The sequence below is a fragment of the Streptococcus parasanguinis genome (assembly GCF_019929185.1).
Lineage (GTDB): Bacteria > Bacillota > Bacilli > Lactobacillales > Streptococcaceae > Streptococcus > Streptococcus parasanguinis_O.
On record NZ_JAHZPC010000002.1, the window covers coordinates 70309 to 88275 of the forward strand.

The 17967-nt window shown below is 41.8% G+C and carries 13 protein-coding genes and 1 pseudogene; 2 read left to right on the forward strand and 12 right to left on the reverse strand.

What is annotated here, in order from left to right:
* The first annotated feature begins 122 nt into the window (after window positions 1-122).
* On the forward strand, window positions 123-1142 hold the full coding sequence (add, locus tag K1I56_RS01800; protein WP_223324885.1) for an adenosine deaminase: 1020 nt from the start codon (window positions 123-125) through the stop codon (window positions 1140-1142).
* A 318-nt stretch (window positions 1143-1460) separates the two neighbouring features.
* Here the strand turns inward: add and K1I56_RS01805 are convergent, their stop codons facing one another.
* The 5 genes and pseudogenes from K1I56_RS01805 to recJ all read right to left on the reverse strand — a co-directional run bounded on the left by K1I56_RS01805 (window position 1461) and on the right by recJ (window position 6688).
* Entirely contained in the window at window positions 1461-2144 is a 684-nt protein-coding gene (locus K1I56_RS01805; protein WP_049483308.1) for a DnaD domain-containing protein, read from the reverse strand.
* Window positions 2145-2153: 9 nt separating this feature from the next.
* Complete coding sequence (metA, locus tag K1I56_RS01810; protein ID WP_201037506.1) at window positions 2154-3098, reverse strand: homoserine O-acetyltransferase MetA; 945 nt, start codon at window positions 3096-3098, stop codon at window positions 2154-2156.
* A gap of 101 nt (window positions 3099-3199) precedes the next feature.
* Window positions 3200-3712: an adenine phosphoribosyltransferase gene (locus K1I56_RS01815; protein WP_003007878.1), complete on the reverse strand. Its 513-nt coding sequence runs from the start codon at window positions 3710-3712 to the stop codon at window positions 3200-3202.
* 158 nt (window positions 3713-3870) lie between these two features.
* Window positions 3871-4466, reverse strand: a pseudogene (locus K1I56_RS10005) (TipC family immunity protein).
* Window positions 4463-6688 (reverse strand): single-stranded-DNA-specific exonuclease RecJ, encoded by a 2226-nt coding sequence (gene recJ / locus K1I56_RS01825; protein ID WP_223324887.1) that lies wholly within the window; start codon window positions 6686-6688, stop codon window positions 4463-4465. The pseudogene K1I56_RS10005 and the gene recJ overlap by 4 nt, the downstream one beginning before the upstream one ends.
* 514 nt (window positions 6689-7202) lie before the next feature.
* Between recJ and K1I56_RS01830 the strand changes: the two genes are divergently transcribed.
* Complete coding sequence (locus tag K1I56_RS01830; RefSeq protein ID WP_021153515.1) at window positions 7203-11012, forward strand: Spy0128 family protein; 3810 nt, start codon at window positions 7203-7205, stop codon at window positions 11010-11012.
* Between the two features lie 55 nt (window positions 11013-11067).
* Here the strand turns inward: K1I56_RS01830 and K1I56_RS01835 are convergent, their stop codons facing one another.
* The 7 genes from K1I56_RS01835 to rnz form a co-directional block, all read right to left on the reverse strand.
* Window positions 11068-11754, reverse strand: coding sequence for a hypothetical protein (locus K1I56_RS01835; protein ID WP_223324889.1), 687 nt, complete (start codon window positions 11752-11754; stop codon window positions 11068-11070).
* A gap of 112 nt (window positions 11755-11866) precedes the next feature.
* Window positions 11867-13342 carry a hypothetical protein gene (locus K1I56_RS01840; RefSeq protein WP_223324891.1) on the reverse strand — a complete coding sequence of 492 codons (1476 nt, stop codon included), beginning with the start codon at window positions 13340-13342 and terminating at the stop codon, window positions 11867-11869.
* Between the two features lie 104 nt (window positions 13343-13446).
* On the reverse strand, window positions 13447-14913 hold the full coding sequence (locus tag K1I56_RS01845; protein WP_223324893.1) for a hypothetical protein: 1467 nt from the start codon (window positions 14911-14913) through the stop codon (window positions 13447-13449).
* A 240-nt stretch (window positions 14914-15153) separates the two neighbouring features.
* On the reverse strand, window positions 15154-15558 hold the full coding sequence (locus K1I56_RS01850) for a GNAT family N-acetyltransferase (RefSeq protein ID WP_223324909.1): 405 nt from the start codon (window positions 15556-15558) through the stop codon (window positions 15154-15156).
* A gap of 1 nt (window position 15559) precedes the next feature.
* The gene (locus K1I56_RS01855) at window positions 15560-16270 is read right to left on the reverse strand and encodes a class I SAM-dependent methyltransferase (RefSeq protein ID WP_223324915.1); all 711 of its coding nucleotides are present in this window, start codon (window positions 16268-16270) and stop codon (window positions 15560-15562) included.
* A gap of 10 nt (window positions 16271-16280) precedes the next feature.
* Window positions 16281-17036, reverse strand: coding sequence for an SDR family NAD(P)-dependent oxidoreductase (locus K1I56_RS01860; RefSeq protein ID WP_223324917.1), 756 nt, complete (start codon window positions 17034-17036; stop codon window positions 16281-16283).
* Window position 17037: 1 nt separating this feature from the next.
* The gene (gene rnz, locus K1I56_RS01865; RefSeq protein WP_223324926.1) at window positions 17038-17967 is read right to left on the reverse strand and encodes a ribonuclease Z; all 930 of its coding nucleotides are present in this window, start codon (window positions 17965-17967) and stop codon (window positions 17038-17040) included.

Consider the following 17967-nt stretch of genomic DNA (forward strand, 5'->3'; position numbering starts at 1 on the left):
AATTCGCTACTCCTAGCATATCAAATATTGGGCTCCCTTTCAAAGATCTGCTACGCTAGCTTTACTTGACTTTTCTGGTCAAAATGATAGTATAGAAAAAATACAATTTTAAGGAGAAAACCATGTCCATGATCGATTTTCATAGTTTGGCAAAGACGGAACTTCACTGTCACTTAGACGGTTCCTTGTCTCTTCCGACTATTCGTCAATTGGCAGCCCTGGCCAATATTGACCTACCTGCTAGCGATGAAGAGCTCAAACACCATGTCACTGCCCCTGCCCACTGTGAGAATCTCTTGGATTATTTGGAGGCCTTTGATTACATTCGCCCTCTCCTTCAAACTAAAGAAGCCTTGACGCTTGCTGCTTACGATGTGGCCAAGCAAGCTGCTCTTGAAAATGTCGTCTACATCGAAGTCCGCTTCGCACCAGAATTGTCCATGGACCAAGGCCTCACCGTTCCAGAAACCATCGATGCTGTCTGCGATGGTCTACGCCAAGCCCAGGAGGAATTTGGCATTGTTGCAAAAGCCTTGGTCTGTGGCATGCGCCAGTCCGATCAAGAGGTCACCTCTCGCATTCTTGCAGAAGCCAACCAAGTTAGTGATCAGGATTTTGTTGGTTTTGACTTTGCCGGAGATGAGCACAACTACTCTCCAGAAGATATTCGAACTTTAATCGAGCAAGTCAAGAGTTACCATCGGCCTATGACGCTTCATGCAGGTGAGTGTCATTGCCCACACTTTGTTGCCCAATCGATTGCATTTGGCATCAAACGCAATGGGCACGTGACGGCTCTATCTCATGAACCAGCCTTACTCCAATCCTTTATTGAAAATGGGGTCACTGGTGAACTCTGCTTGACCAGCAACTTACAGACAAAAGCAGCGCCGACTTTAGAGGATTTCCCTTATTTGAAAATGAAGGAAGCAGGTGCTCGAATCAGTATCAATACCGATAATCGGACTGTATCTGATACCGACCTCACCAAGGAATACGCCCTCTATCATCAGCATTTCCAAACCAAGGAAACTGACTTTTACCAGCACAATGTCCATGCCATCCAGGCTTCCTTTGCTAGTGAGGAGGAAAAACAAGAACTCCTTACCAAACTAGAAAAAGCTTACGCGGACTATCTATAAACGAAAAATGCTAGCAATATATGACTGCTAGCTTTTTGTATGGTTAAAAATTATTTTTTCAATTAAGAACCTATTTGTTTCAGTAAAAATAATGTCTTATTTTTAAAACTATTCAAGTATAAACTAAAAACTTTCCGCCGTGAGAAAAGTGCCTGAAACACTATTGTTTCAGGCACTCGGGAGTTTTGAAACCTTAGGTTCAAAACTAAGTCATGGAACTTCTTCGAAGTTCGCTGACGTCCGTACTCACATAAGGAAAGTTTCTAGGAAGACTTAACCTTCCATCTGCAGCTAGCACTCAAATAAGTGCTAGTTTTTTTAATCCTTCCACAAATCCATGGCCTTCAAGAAATCGTCTGAAACGGTCACATTGCGTGGGTTGGCTTGCTCGCGTTCTTGTAGTTTCGCCTCTACTTGGGCCAGGCTGTTGATGCCTTCACTGCGCCAGTTGCGTAAAATAGCTTGGATATATTTCCAGTGAGGCTTACCGTTAAAGACGGCTTCTCGTAAGGCTGCCTTGATCACATCTGGATCTGTCTGATCCTCGCGCACAGTCTTGGTCAAGTCTTCAATCTCAAAAGGCGTCAAGAGTCGTCCCAGTTCTTGTTGGAAGGTTTCCACCAAGTCCTTGATGACATTTCCCTTAGCAGGCGCGCTCTGTGTCTTCCCTTGTGTCTGGGCTTCTAAAATCTCATCCAAGCGCTCCAGGGCAATGGTCGCATCAAAGATGGCTTCAATCTCGCCATTGAGCTCAATGGTCCGGTACTGAAGGAGTCCCTTGGTGGTCAAATTGGACATAATCCGATTGACTTCTGTCACCGTTTTTCCTAGATGACTAGCAATCTGATTAGGAGTCAAGGCCTCTTGACCAGTCGTATTTTGAAGGAAGAAAAACTGCCAAACCAAGTAGTCATCTGCTTGGTCAAACAATTCATGATAATGAAAAAGCAAGGCACTTGGAAGAACCAAGTTGCCATACTTAAATGCTTGTGAATATGTCATAATTCCCCTTTATAGGTAACCATAAAATGAAATATCTTTTTCCAATTCTTCCAAGCGGTAAGGTGTTTCTTGATAAACCGCATAGTTGATCCAATTACTAAAGAAAGTCGTCGCAGCTAGATTCCAACGAATGCGAGGCTCTGTATTAGCGTCATCCCCATCAAAATAATTCTTGGGAACGTCCGGATCCAAGCCCGCCTTGACATCTCGGTGGTATTCTTTTGCCAGCGTATCGCGATCATACTCCAGATGGCCAAAGCTATAGACCTCACGCATGTCTGGACTGGCAATGATGGAAAGCCCAACTTCATTTCCCTGAGCGATCACTTGAAGATTGCTCTTTTCAAGGACTTCCTTCAAAGGAATATCTGTATAACGAGAATGAGGGGCAAGAAAGCGATCGTCAAAGCCTCTCATGAGCAGACTATCGGGACGCACCACTGCTTGGTCATAGATACCCGATAGCTTGTCACAGAGTTCTACTTTTTGAATCCCGTAACGGTGGTACAGTCCAGCCTGGGCTCCCCAACAAAGGTGCAAGGTAGAAAAGACATGCCGCTTGGACCATTCAAAGACCTGGGTCAATTCTTCCCAGTAGTCTACTTCCTCAAAGTCCATCTTTTCGACAGGCGCTCCTGTCACAATCAAGCCGTCATAGTAATTATTCTTGATATCCTCAAAGGTCTTGTAGAAGCTCTCCAAATGCTCAGCCGCCGTATTCTTGGATTCATGGCTCGCCATGTAGAGGAAATCAACATTGATCTGCAAGGGCGTGTTGGCAAGGAGCCGTAAGAGCTGGGTTTCTGTCGCAACCTTGGTCGGCATCAGATTAAGAATGAGAACATTCATCGGCCGAATATCCTGGTGAGTCGCCCGAACATCATCCATGACAAAAATATTTTCTGAACGAAGGATATCGACTGCTGGTAATTTTTTATCTAGAGTAATTGGCATAAAAAGCTCCCATCTTACAAGTTCTTAACTAACATTATATGATAGGAGCTTATAGTTTTCAATTATGGTTTTTCTGTAGCCAGTTATAGTATTAGACTATATTAGTAATGCATCAAGACTTTGTAGTCGTAATCACCGATCGCTTCGCGACCTTTCAATTCATCCAACTCGATCAAGAAGGCACAGCCTGCAACGACCCCACCGAGTTTTTCGATCATTTCGATGGTTGCTTTCACCGTACCACCAGTCGCCAAGAGGTCATCAACGATAAGGACGCGTTGACCTGGTTTGATGGCATCTGCGTGCATGCAGAGGGTATCAACACCGTATTCTTTTTCGTAGTCAGCAGAGATGACTTCACGTGGCAATTTACCAGGCTTACGAACAGGCGCAAATCCAATTCCCAACTCAAAAGCGACCGGACATCCAACGATGAAGCCACGCGCTTCAGGACCAACGATCATATCGATTTTCTTATCTGTCGCGTATTGAACGATTTCACGAATCGCATAACTATAAGCATTGCCATCTGCCATCAAAGGGCTAATATCACGGAAGGTAATTCCTTCTTGTGGATAGTTTTCAATGCTTGCAATGTAATCTTTTAAATTCATGGTTAACTTTCTTTCATAAAAAATTTTTTACATTCCATTATATCATGAATTCCACTAACTTGCATCATTTTTTGCCAAATCATTTTCCCAAGCTCCCGCGTCAAAAGCAAAAATTCCACATTCAAAAAAGATGTGGGATTGGGTTCGAAAAAAATCTATTACTTCTCTTCTAACAATTCATTGTACTGGATTTTCATATTGCCCAAGTTTTTCATGGAATAACGTGAACTTCCATTCTTAAACCAGGTGTCAAGAATGTATTGCTCAGCGACCTTCTTACTTTGCTTTTTCAACCAAGCACGATCTTTGCCGTAGTCAGAAAGTTTCTTTAGAAAATCACTACCCTCTACTTCTTGATCATCTGCATAAAGATAGACATCACTTTGGAGAAACACCTTATTTGCAGAATCGTATTTGAAAGACATACGAACGTATGCATTTTCGTTTAGATGGTATTCATACCAGTAAACCCATTCAGAACTGTCTCGAAACATCATGACGGATAGGTCTTCCTGACCACTAACGATTTTATCTGAATAGGGTAGATTTGAAATCCCTCATCTTCTTTCCAGATACCATCATTTCCTATCGTTTCTGTAAAGGGCTTAAACATCACATAGCGCATCCATCCACCATTTTCGGCATAGTTGATTTCTTCCATGGGATTATTTAGGCTCAGGTAGATTCCCAAACAATAAAGGCAAAAAAGTAGGATAGGAGTGAGCCAGAGAGATTTTTTTAGGTATCTTTTCATGAGGCCTGACCTGTCAGGTAGTCGTAGATTTCACGAACCGTTCCAAGAGCCATCAACTCCTGCTCTTTCACCGTTTGTTTGAGGTTTTGGTAGATGTTGCTTTCTGCGATCTCTCGTTTTTCTGCTTCTTTATTGACCTTCATGATACCATTTTCAATGGTCACGAAGCCCAACTCTTGGAAGATCTGAATCATTTTGACCAAGAGGATCTGCTGGATCTTGAGATAGGCCGCTAGGTCTTTGAGTTTGTAGCGGACATCAAACTCTGGATACTGATAGATGGTCTTATAGAGCCTGGCATACTGGTCCCTGCTACCGTATCCTGTCAGATAGTAGGCTTTGGCGATCTCATTTTTGAAATAAACGGCCTGAAAATCATGCTCTTGGAAGATTTGCCGTAGTTGCTCTAAATCCTCAGGGATATTTCCAACTACAACAGCGGGTGCTCCAGATAGATCTGGCAGTTCTTGGGTAAAATCAAGAACGGGAACACCTGCGGGGAGGCTGGCATTTTTAGAGCGGATATTAAAGAGCTGTACACCATCCACACGCGCGTCAACCAGCATGAGCTGGAGAGTCGTTTGACCATTCCATTGGTTGACCGACAACTGAACAGCTAGCTCTAGGTCTTGCGCCTGTGCAAACTCTGCCTCTAAGCTTCCCAAACCAAAGGCAACCACCTCAAAGGTCGCATCTTCTTGAGAAATTTTGAGTTTCAAGTGGGTATTGCCAGCTCCCATCGAGCGTGCCCCTTCTACCTTGAAATTACGGACCAGAAAGACTGGCTTTTTATTGTCCATGCCAAATGGACTCAAGCGATCAAAGCTTTTCAAGGTCTCAAGCGTTAGTTCTGTTAGATGCAGTTCCTCGTCGATGGCTAGGGTGGACTTGCTACTAAGGTCAATCTCTTGCTCTCTAATGTAATCCGTAAGAGCCTGAGACAGGGCAGGAAGTTGGTCCACCTCGAGCGTCATTCCTGCTGCACCAGCATGTCCTCCAAATGCGACAAAGAGCGACCGGTGGGGATCGAGGGCATCAAAGATATTGACCGACTCAGGACTCCGAGCGCTTCCTTTAGCCCGTCCATCTTCGATACTTAAAACAACGACCGGCTGATGAAGCTCTTCTAATAAACGACCTGCGACAATGCCAAGGACCCCTGGATTCCAGCCTTCTTTGGCCAAGACTTGGGCGGATAAGCTCGGATCGACCATGGTTTTAGCTTCGTCATAGATGGCTTGGACAATCTCTTTTCGTTCTTCATTCTTCTGATGAATCATAAGGGCAATCTCGTGCGCCTCTTCATCGTCAAATCCTGTTAGGAGTTCAATGGCAGGATTGGGATCATCGAGGCGGCCAAGGGCATTGAGACGAGGAGCAATCTGAAAACCAACTGTTTCTTCATTGACATCCTCCGGACGAATCCCTGCGATCTCCAAGAGCTCCTGCAAACCCATGCGCTGGGTATGTTGGAGAACACCCAGACCGTATTTGACCAGGATCCGATTCTCATCCGTCAGACTGACCATGTCTGCAATGGTCCCAATCGCGACCAGGTCTAAGAGATCGACTGGTACTTCCTCTAAGAGGGCGCAGGCCAACTTAAAGGCCACACCACATCCTGCTAGATAATGGAAGGGATAATCCGCATCTGGATGCTCCGGATGAATGATCGCATATGCATCCGGTAAAACCTCCGGCATAGAGTGGTGGTCGGTCACGATGACATCGACTCCCATTGCTTGGGCCATGGCAATGGCTTGATTACCCGCCACACCATTGTCCACCGTAACAATCAGGGAAATGCCTTGCTGCTCGATAAAGTATTTGTAGACACTCTCATTGGGACCATAGCCGTCTGTGAAGCGGTTGGGTAGGTAGACTTGCACCTCTGCACCCATCTGCTCCAAGGTTTCCTTCATAATAGAGGCCGAGGTCATCCCATCCGCATCATAGTCTCCGTAGATGAGGATCTGCTCATAATCTTCGATGGCCCGTCGGATGCGCTCCACTGCCTTGTCCATATCATGGAGCAAATAAGGGTCATGAAGTTTCTCTAACTTGGGCTCTAAAAAGTTTTCTAAATCCTCTTTGGTCTGAATGCCACGCTCATACAGCAAGGTTGCTACGGACGCTTCCAGGCCTGCTTTTTTGGCAAGGGCTAAAAAGGCCTCATCTGCACTTGGCGAAGCTAACTGCCAATCGTATTTTGAAGTGATCATCTAGCTTTTGGTCTCCTCTTTTTCCTATCTGAATATTATAACATGAAAGGCTAAAATGGCGGGAAATAAAAGGTCGACTTATACAAAAACCAAAATCAACATTTTGCCTTATTTTTGTTGCATTTAACTTGACTTATCACACTAAAAGAATATAATAATGTTGATAATAATCTTTTAAAAATGTAATGGGATGATTATTCTGTTAAGTTTGCACTGCTTATTATCATTTTATATTATGAAGCGTAAATTTCTTCCGTTTTTCTATCGAATCATTGTTTTTAGAAAGTTTGTTTCAGGTCCAACCAATCCTCTAGTATGGACAGACTAAAGATAGGATATTGAGGTATGCCCCCATATTTTCTCAATAGAGGTAAGGTCCTTCTTCTCTAAATACATGTTCAAATAAAGCAACTGGTTCCAAGGAGCAAAAATCAGAAGCTTTTTAGTTTTAGGATATATCACTATATAGAAAAAATACCGAAAAGATCGTGCAAAAGAAAGGAAATGAGGCCAATTGAAATCTCTTTATAAAAAGATAGTTGCATTTGTAGCTATCATCGGTGTGGTAGCCTTAGGCTTGTCTGTCATCAAACCCGTCAGCGCCGCCACTGTAACACCTACTGTCACCAATTTAAAGGCCCAAGCAAGTGGACAAAAGGTTACCTTTTCATTTGACTGGGATTTAACTGGTAAATCAGTTAAAGACGGTGATACATTTACTATTGACGCTCCAGAAGGTGTTAATATCACTGAAATTGCAACTCAATCACTCCAAGCAAATGGAGCTGAAGTCGCAACCATTTCGATGACAAACAAAAAGATTACTTTCACCTTTAAAAAAGCAATCGAATCCATGAACCAAAACGTTAAGGGTGGTTTCTCATACAAAGCAGAATGGGATAGCACACCAGGAAATCCTGGCAACAAAACTGCCACTTCTAAGGTTGGTTCCGAATCCGTTGTCATCACACGTCCTGATGGTCCTGGCGTATTTGAATCAGTTTTAAATAAATACAACCTTACAGGTGACTATGTAGCTAAGACATTCAAATTAGATGTATCTGAAAACTATGCTTGGATGAATGTTGGAGATGACTACTATCTAACAAAATGGTTCATCCGTATCAACGGGGATGGTAAGAAACAAGCCATCACAAACCCTGTTGTGTCAGATAAAATCCAAGCTCCAGCAGTCGATTACTCAAAAATCACTTTTGCTCCTGCTGCAAACCACGCTGCAAATGAATTCTTTGTGGGAACTTACTTGAAACCTTCCTTTACTTTGAGAAAAGGTGGACAAGTGGTTGCTTCTGGTTGGGACTTCTGGAAACATGTGAAATTCGATGCGGACGGCAATGGATTTACTGTGAATTTATCAGATGTCAGTGATGTCTTTAAAACAGCATCTAGCGATGAATTGATCGTTGAATACCAAACATTAATTCCTAAGACAACCATCCGTGTTGATAACAACGCAACATTGACAGCTGATGAAATCACAACACCTCAAACTGACCCAGCATTCTGGAACAACACTGAATTGAAATTCTGGGTGAGCGGTGACAAAACTATCACTGTTCAAAAAGAATGGGTTGGTGATGAGGAAGTTGACCGTAAAGATATTACGGTTCAATTATTGGCCAATGGTCAAAAATTAGATGGAATGACTAAGACCTTGACAAAGGCTTCTGGTTGGACTGCTGAATTTTCTAAATTACCAGGGATTAAAGACGGACAACCGATTGTTTATTCAGTAGAAGAAACGAATACACCTGATGGTTATACTTCAAAAGTTGAACCAATCAATGAGTCGAATGTTATCAAAGTTGTAAACACTTCAAACAAACCAAAAGTTACTGAAACTACTGCAAATCTTGTTGTAAAAAAAGCTTTCGAAGTAGCCGGTGATCAGGAACATACAAAACTTCCGATTACAGAAGGTCAATTCGAATTTGTCTTGAAAGACGAAAACAAAAAAGTAGTCGAAACTGCCAAGAACCAAGCAGACGGCACTGTTAACTTTAAGTCACTGACTTTCAATAAAGAAGGTACTCATACTTATACCATCACTGAAAACAAGGGTACGGATGCTAATGTCAACTATAGTACACAAAGCATCACGGCTACTGTCGATGTGAAGAAAACTGACGACAAACTGGTCGCTACTGTCACTTACTCAGGTGGAGATGGTGAACAAAAAAATACGATCACCAATACTCAAAACAAACCAAAAGTTTCAAATGCTAAGGTGACCTTAAACCTTAAAAAAGCATTTGAAGGTGGGGAACTCAAGGGCGATGACTTTGAATTTGTTGCAAAAGATGCAAACGATCAAGTTGTTGGTACAGCTAAGAACCAAAAAAATGGTTCGATTACTTTTGATAACATCACTGTAGACAAAGCAGGTACATTCAAATATACCATCACTGAAACAAAAGGTACGGACAAAACCATTACCTACAGTGATAAAACTATCACGGCTACCGTTGTAGTGGTTGAAAAAGACAATGCCTTGGTTGTAGAACAAACCAGCTACTCTGATGGTCAAACTGACACAGATACGTTTACCAACAAAAAAGAAGTTCCTAAAACAGAAAGTACAAAAGCTACTCTTCAAGTGAAAAAACTTCTTAAAGAAGGTGAAACAACCTTACCGTTGACAGACGATCAATTTGAATTTGTCTTGAAAGAAGGAAACAATACCCTTGAAACTGCCAAGAACAAGGCAAATGGTACTGTAACCTTTAAGGAACTTTCTTATACTGCAGAAGGAACCCACACCTACACCATTACCGAAAATAAAGGTACGGATGCTTCTATCAACTATAGCACACAAAGCATCACGGCTACTGTTGAGGTGAAGAAAGTAAACGACAAACTCGTCGCTACTGTCACTTACTCAGGTGGAGATACTGAGAAAGGTGATACGTTTACAAATACGAAAACACCTCCGACACCTCCAACGCCTGTTCCTCCAACAGTGAAACCAACGTCAGCTCAATTCAAAGCTAAAAAAGTATTGGCGATCAATGGTTCAAGCGATCGTACATTGAAAGCGAATGAGTATACTTTCCTTCTCAAGGATCAAAATGGTACGCTCGTTGATACTAAGACAAATGGTGAGAATGGTGATATTCTCTTCGATCCAGTAAGCTTTAATGAAGCTGGTACGTTCACCTACACAATTGTTGAACAAAAACCAGCTACACCAGAATCAGCGATCACTTATGATGAATCTGTTCATACTGTAACAGTGACTGTCACAAAGGATGCAACTGGACAATTGAATGCGGATGTGCAATACGACGGTAAGAAAGATACTCCTACTTTTACCAACACTTATACACCTCCGACACCTCCAACTCCAAGTGAAAAACAAATTACCACAAGCAAGATTTTAGAAGGTCGTGACCTTCAAGGTGGTGAATTTAGCTTTAACCTCTTGGACGAAAATGGAACTGTTCTTCAAACAAAACAAAATGCTGCTGATGGCACGGTGACATTTGATGCGATCGCCTACACGGAAGCGATGATTGGTACTCATAAATATACCATTAAAGAAGTCGTACCAGCTGATCAGGCAAATATCCAATATGACGAAGGTCAAGTGGATGTCACAGTTACCGTCACAAAAGATGAAGCGGCAAACTCTATCCAAGCAGTTGTTTCATACGGTGCGAAGAAAACCTTTATCAATAAGGTCATCCCACCAACTCCACCAACAGTGAATAATCCTGAATTGAAACTTTATACCCTTAAGGTTCGTAAAGTGGATGAAAAGGGTGATTACCTTGCCGGTGCAGTATTTGGACTCTTTGAAGCAGATGGTGTCACACCTGTTGCAAACCCATATGGACAAGGCCAAGCGCAAGCGATTTCTGGACAAGATGGACTTGCAAGCTTTGTTGGATTTGAAGCTAAAGAGTATGTCATCAAAGAGCTCTCTGCTCCTAGTGGTTATCAACTTTCAGATACAGCCATCAAGGTTTCTGCAAGTGACTTTGCTTCAGCTACAAACCTTGTCGTTGATAAAGGAAACGTGGTGAATAAACTTCTTCCACCTCCACCATCAACAGATATTCCAAATATACCAACACCAAGTAATAGCAAACCTAAAACTCCATCACCAAATGGAGATAAGCCTAAGCCTAGTGACAAACCTAAATCTAGTGAAACTCCTAAATCTAGTGACAAGCCTAAAGAAAGTAAACGATCCCTTCCTTCAACAGGAACGGAAGATCATTTAGGACTTCTTGTAACTGGTTTGACATTCATCGCTACAGCTATTGCTTCTATGACACTTAAGAAGAAGGAAGACTTCTAAGCAACATGAAAGATCTAGTCAAACACGACTAGATCTTTTTCTTGTATTCGGTTACTCAATTCTGAATATTTTGATCTTCATAAAAAACAACTTTCCCATCTTTAACCTTGAATGAGTAACTGATGGAATCAGCATAACTGCCTTTGGAATAGTAGAAATCATAGGCACCATCCGGTAGTTTGCTAGCGTCTAATCTTTTTGCAGCTGCTTTTAAGTCTTTTTCCTTAACGGATACACCATCCTTTATATAAATGGTCATAGTGATTAATTCTTGATCGATTAAGGTTTGAAAAGGGATTTGATAGTAACCAGCAAAGTCCTTTTTCCCTTCTTTGAGATTTTGACTTGCGATACTATCTAGAATTTGCTCCTTCTCATCACGGTTGGAGTTAGATAAAAAACCAAAGAAATTAATAGGAAGACCTAGAGATTGCTTCTTTAATTGACTCTCAATTTCCTTCTCCTTCTTTTGGACAGATTGCTGCTTCAAGTACGCTTCCTTATACTCTGGAAAATGGTCGCTAGTTGTATCTGTCCAATCATTATGAAACACCGTATCCGTTTCTAATGTCACTGTTTGTCCATCATAGGTTTTCTCAGAGTAGGTATAAGACACATGATAAGTTGGGATTTCCAAAGCAGTCCAATCCAGTTTGTTTATGGCCACATCCCCATGCAGACCAACCTTAGCAAGCTCACTGCTGACTACTTCCTTCGCCTTTTTATAATCACTCGGTTTCATGATCTTACAACTGGAAAGAAACAGGCAACATAGAATAAGTGGAATTCCTGCGAATAGTTTGAAATAGTTGAGCTTCATAGCCTGACCTCCTTGTTAAATCCGACCTAATCGATTAATTATTTACATCATATGGGAACATTTTTTTAATATCTTCTTTCATCTTTTTATTAGGAATTTTCTCTAAATCCATATATTTGAAGAATTCTTCATCATTTTGAACGACATGAACCTTCCCATCTTTAGTATACTCAGCTGGTATGGTCAGATTAGCGAAGGACTGACCAAAATCTCTAGAGACCACGTAGTTCTGTACTTCATACAAGCGTCTCAGCAATGAGAACTCTGTAGTATCCTTACTTTGATTTAATTCCTTTTTAAAATATTGGAAAAATTCTTTTTTATTATTCGCAAGATGTTCTTGACCATCTTTTGAAAGCTCTGCTGGTATCTTATGATACTGTAGGACATCATACCATCCACCTGAACGCTGCTCTGGAACTTTATAAAGCAGTTCCAAAAATGAAATATCAAAGTTGAGATCTTCTGGTCCGAGAAAGTATAGGTAGGCATTCTCCCCTTTTGTATATTCTTCACCCCATTTTACAGTAGTTGGATTATTCCCTTTGCTTAAAATCGAATATACTTTCGGATAGAGTGTTTTCAATGGGATGTCCTTAGCCTCATCACTACGATCTGTAAATAACAAACGTGAATGTTGGAGCTGCAATCGTCCTCCTTCAAAATTGTATTCAAATGGATGCGACTCTTTATAACTTTCTAGACTTTCTTTTTGAACTTGTTTATAATCTTTGCCTGATGAGGTTTTCCAAGCGATCTTTCCACTTTTAACATTCATCAAGCCAGTTTGCAAATTATAGTCTGTTTCAACATGGATATCTCCAGGACCTACAATGTATTTGTCTTTCTTATCGACAAGAATATCAATCGGAATGTATGTTTCTCCATCATCTGTATCCAACAACATAGAAGAAACTGTAACAGATAAAGGGATATAATTTTTATTCATGTCTCGTACCAACTTAAAAACATCATATGTCTTCTTCACTAAGCGCTTGTCCTTGGTATCATAGACATCAATGAGCCAGTACTCTCCCTTTTGTGCTTTATTTGTAGTGAGGTAAGGAACTTGATTACCACGAATATAATATTGAAAATAGAGACGTGGGTCAGATTTTAATTTGTAACTTTCTTGTGCAATGTACCGTTCACTATTTCCACCATTTATAAACCATTCTACTTTAACTTTTGAATTATACGAATATGCTTCCAGCGCCTCATCCACTTCCTCTTTATTATCCCATTGAATGGCTACTGCTTTCCCACCTGCAATAAATTGGGAGTCAACTATGTTTGGACGAGGTTTCCAAGTTACAAATTGTGATATATCACGCTTATGAATTTCATATTGGATAAACCATCCACCTGCTAGAGTAACAAGTAATACAAATATCCAAAACTTAATTGATTTAAAAACCTTCTTCATTCTCTCTTTTCTACTTCCTGTCCGCATTTTTTCCCTTATTTGTTCGTCAGTTTTCTTTAAAAGTCTTCCGACTTTTCCAACCACATATGAATAAATTTCTTTAATAATTTATTGACCGCTGAAGTTTCTTAGAATTTCTTAAACTCACTAGCTTTTAAAATAAGCTGATTAAAGATTTGGATTTTTATCTATTTTTGAACGACCCATTTTGCATCACCATAAACGATCGTAAATGGTCCATCCCCATCTGTTAAATAATTAATTTTATATTTACCCGACTCTCCTGCCTCAAGGACTGTTGGCTGTTTGTAATTTAAAGTATTATTCAACATATAAGCAGATTTGCCATGGCCATCATAGAGATCTACATTTGAATAATTCGGGCTACTTTCAATACGGAGAGGTGTTGTATTCGATAGGGTGAATTCGACGATCAATCGATGTTGTTTTTTCCTTGTATCGATACGGTCTTGATCATCCTGAACATCCAAATTTGGATCGTCTGTTACACTATTCAGTGTAACTTCTAAGCCATTTGCAAATACAACTGGCTCTCCAATTGCATATTTTTTGACTGGATTTTGTGGGTTAAAATCTTTTAGTTTTTCACTTTTCTTTCCTTCATCAGTAGCACTATCAGTATTGATGGGCCAAAAGATACTATTATCATTTCCATCTCCAGATTGATTAGCTTTCTGCATTTGTTGAGGAATTTGTAACAAGAGTGCCAAATTTTTAGTATCAATTTGGACTTGACCTTGGTTGGTCACCTCCATTTCGATCGTCATTTCCGTACTACCAATCATATTACCTGTTGAAAAACTCGCATTAAAATTTTCCTTAACTAAATGTTGTAAGATGGTAGAAAGCATTATATAAGAAAGATGGTCTCCTCGGTTGTCTTTTTCAGCATAGTTCTCGTGTAGTTCATCTAACCAAGCATACATGGTCTCATTTGGATTATTGGGATCAACACTCAATCTGTACCCTTTTCCTCTTGGTAATTGATTTGGACTATAGGCTGGTGTTTGAATTTTAAGGATTACCTTATTCCCCTTAACTGCATATCCCTTTAATTCGTAACTCTTTTCAGTAGGGAGAGCATTGGTCATTAATTTTAAATACATGGGACCATAGATTTTGAGGGGATATTTTTCTCCTAGGTACTCAAAATAAGTATTTGAATCAAAGGTCCTATTACTTTCTTCTATTTTAGGAACAATATAGTCCTTCCAGATCCGGTTATACATTTCTTCCTGACTCATTACTCCACTAGCCTTGACTACTGTGTCCATTTCATCTTGGTCAATATAAATCGCTTCAACTACTTGCAAAGCCTTTTGGACTTTTCCCTCTTCATCGAGAGGAGTTTCATTCTGTTGCAGACTATATATAGAAATACCATCGCTATCATCTGGCTTCATATATTGTGGAAGTTTTTCAAACGTTATGTATTTACTACCACTCTTAGCATTCCAATCAAATGATGCAGCTGGTCCTGTCTTATCAAAATGAATGTTTTTTCGATCGATTTTCTTCTGTACTTCTTTATTCGAAGAACCTTGTTTTTCTACAGTTCCTTGTTTGCAGGCACTCAAACATACTGGTATAAGTACCGAACATAAGACAAGGCCCCATTTTATTTTCTTCTTCATCCCATCTCCTCCTAATCTCTTCCTCATTTTACCATCAATCCCCCCTTTTGTCAGTCAAATAGATAAGAGGCTGGGACAAAAGTCCTAGCCTCTCAATTGTTTTTGGATTGTCAAGCAAGACGCAGTGGTTGAGTGGGATCTACTACGCTGATTTCATCAGCTTTTACAGCCTTACTCAACTGTGCGGAGGTGGGACGACGAAATCGAATTCTAACGAATTACCGATTTCTGTCCCACTCTCTATTTCATATAAATCATCCCTGTACAGGCTTGCTCTGAAAGTTCGACAAAGCCGAGAGACTGGTAAAAGGCTAGATTTTTCTCGCTACGTTCAGTGGCAAGGAGCCGTTGATAGACATTAGGAAAGGTCGCTAAAGCCTCTTCTAAGAGTTTCCTTCCGATGCCTTGGCGCTGGTGATCTGGTCGCACCAGGAGGTCTTGCACCAACAGGACAGAGTGCCCATCTCCTACCAAGCGAATGTAGGCGACTAACGCTTCTTCATCATAGACCGCCAAGTTCCAGAGACTGGCTTTGACAGCTTCTTCCAACATGGTTGGATTGTTAGTATAATTGGTCCAGCCGACCGAGCTGTAGAGTGCGAGTAGGTCTGTCATCGCTGGAATTTCTTTTTTATAATGTAACATCTTAACTCCTTTTTAAGCTATGGTGCTGGAAGAAGGCGATATCTCTGTATGGGGACTCTTGGCAAACGGCCAGCTCCATCTTGAGCATAGACTCTCGCCAGCCTTCTTGTCCTTTAAAGCGATTGTCCTGCAAGCCATAAAAGACACGAATTCCTTGGTAGTCCTGAACTTCAAGGGCTAGGTCTTCGACTGCTCTATCTAGGTCATAGGCCTGAGCCAAGCCCATGGAGTGGGTTTCCAAATCTTGGCCTGCTAGTAAATCGAGGGCCTTCTGAGGATTATTTTCAAAAACAACGGTCTGCAGGACGCGGCCAACCTCATTGTGCTTGACGATAGAGAGTAGGCCACCTGATTTCAAGAGGCGGGTGAATTCCTTGAGAACCAGCTTGCGATCCTCTACATACTCCAGGACATTGTGACAGAGGATGACCTCAAAACTGGCATCTTCAAAGCTTGCCAACTGGTCCAAACTTCCGACGATCTGCTGGTAGGGATAGTCCTGGGCCCGCAAGTCCACCATTTCTTGATTGGGCTCCACAGCAAGGACTTGATTTTCTTTCGCTAGGTGATTGGCTACAAGGCCAAAACCACTGCCGAAATCAAGCACGTGCTTACCTTTGACATCCTGTAATTGTTCAAAAAGGATATCATAATAGATCTGTCCCCAGGGTTGCTGGAGATTTTCTAAATAAGCTTGAATATTGGCGGCCATCTGGCTCCTCCTATTTGTAGTTGAACATCTTGCTGGCGAGTTTGTCCGAGATGCGTGGGAAAAGGGTATAAAGCTTGTGGGTCAGGTTCAAGAGCCAAGGCAAATTAAGCTCGCGTTTTGGTTTTCCAAAGTTATTCACGATCTTCTTAGCCACAAAGTCTGGTTCCAAAATATAACGGTCCACAGCCTTGACATAGCTTCCGTCAGGATCTGCCTGGTCAAAGAAACTAGTCCGAATTGGTCCTGGATTGACTGTCGTCACATGGACACCAAAGGGCATGAGTTCCAAGCGTAGGGCATTGGAGAAGCCGATGGCTGCAAACTTGGTGGCCGAATAAAGGCTGGATTTGGCTGTTGCAACTAAGCCAGCCATGCTGACGATGTTGACAATGTGCCCCTTGCCTGCCGCCTTCATGTGCGCACCAATCAAGCGTGAAAGCTGCATGAGGGCAAATGTATTGACCTCAAACATTTCCCGCACCTGCTGGTCAGAAATGTTATCAAAGGCCTCAAAAATCCCATAGCCAGCATTGTTGACCAAGATATCGATCTGTCCGTAGCGCTGAGTCAGCTCTTCGACTAGCTGTTGAACAGCTGATGGATCTGTGATATTGATCCCGATGCACTCGGTTTGAGGATGATTGGCATAGAGTTTTTCCAGTTTTTCTTGATTTCTGCCTAAGAGAATCAGCCGGTCTTCAGGGAGGAGCTTGACCATTTCCTGTGCCAAGCCTCCACTTGCTCCTGTGATGAGAATGGTTCGCATCTTAGATCTCCACTTCTTCCAAATCTTTGACGACATAGACATTTTCAAAAATGCTGGACGCATCCCTGCGCAATTGACTGATGTCTTTTGATAAGAAGCGAGCACTGATGTGGTTCAAAAGAAGGCGTTTGGCGCCAGCTTCACGCGCTACTTCTGCCGCCTGCATATTGGTCGAGTGGCCGTGTTTCTTAGCAATCTTCTCATCTCCCTTGCCATAGGTGGACTCATGGACCAAGACATCCGCATTGACTCCAAGGCGAACGCTGGCATCAGTCTTCCTGGTGTCTCCTAGGATCGTGATAATCTTACCAGGTCGAGGGGCTGAAATATAGTCAGCTGCAATGATCTTAGTGCCATCTTCCAGTGTGACATCTTGCCCATTTTTGACTTTCCCAAAGAGCGGTCCAAAAGGAACTCCTGCCGCCTTCAACTTCTCAGCATCCAGTGTTCCTTCGAGGTCCTTCTGCATAATCCGGTAACCTACACAGAAAATGGTGTGGTCCAAAGCTTCCGCATAAACCGTAAATTTATCGGTTTCTAAAATTTTTCCTAGAGAGTTTTCATCGAATTCATGAAAATGGATGCGGTAAGGCAGGCGAGAACCCGATACGCGAAGACTGGTCATGACAAAAGATTTGATGCCAGCTGGACCATAAATATCCAGATCCGTCTGCTCTTCATTAGCCTGAAAAGCCCGGCTAGAGAGGAAACCTGGCAAACCAAAAATATGGTCACCGTGTAGGTGAGTAATAAAGATTTTGCTAACCTTTCGCGGACGAATGGTCGTTTCTAAAATTTGATTCTGTGTCGCCTCGCCACAATCAAAGAGCCAGACTTCATTGATCTCATCTAGTAATTTGAGCGCTAAGCTCGATACATTCCGGGCTTTTGAGGGTTGCCCAGCTCCCGTTCCTAAAAATTGAATGTCCAT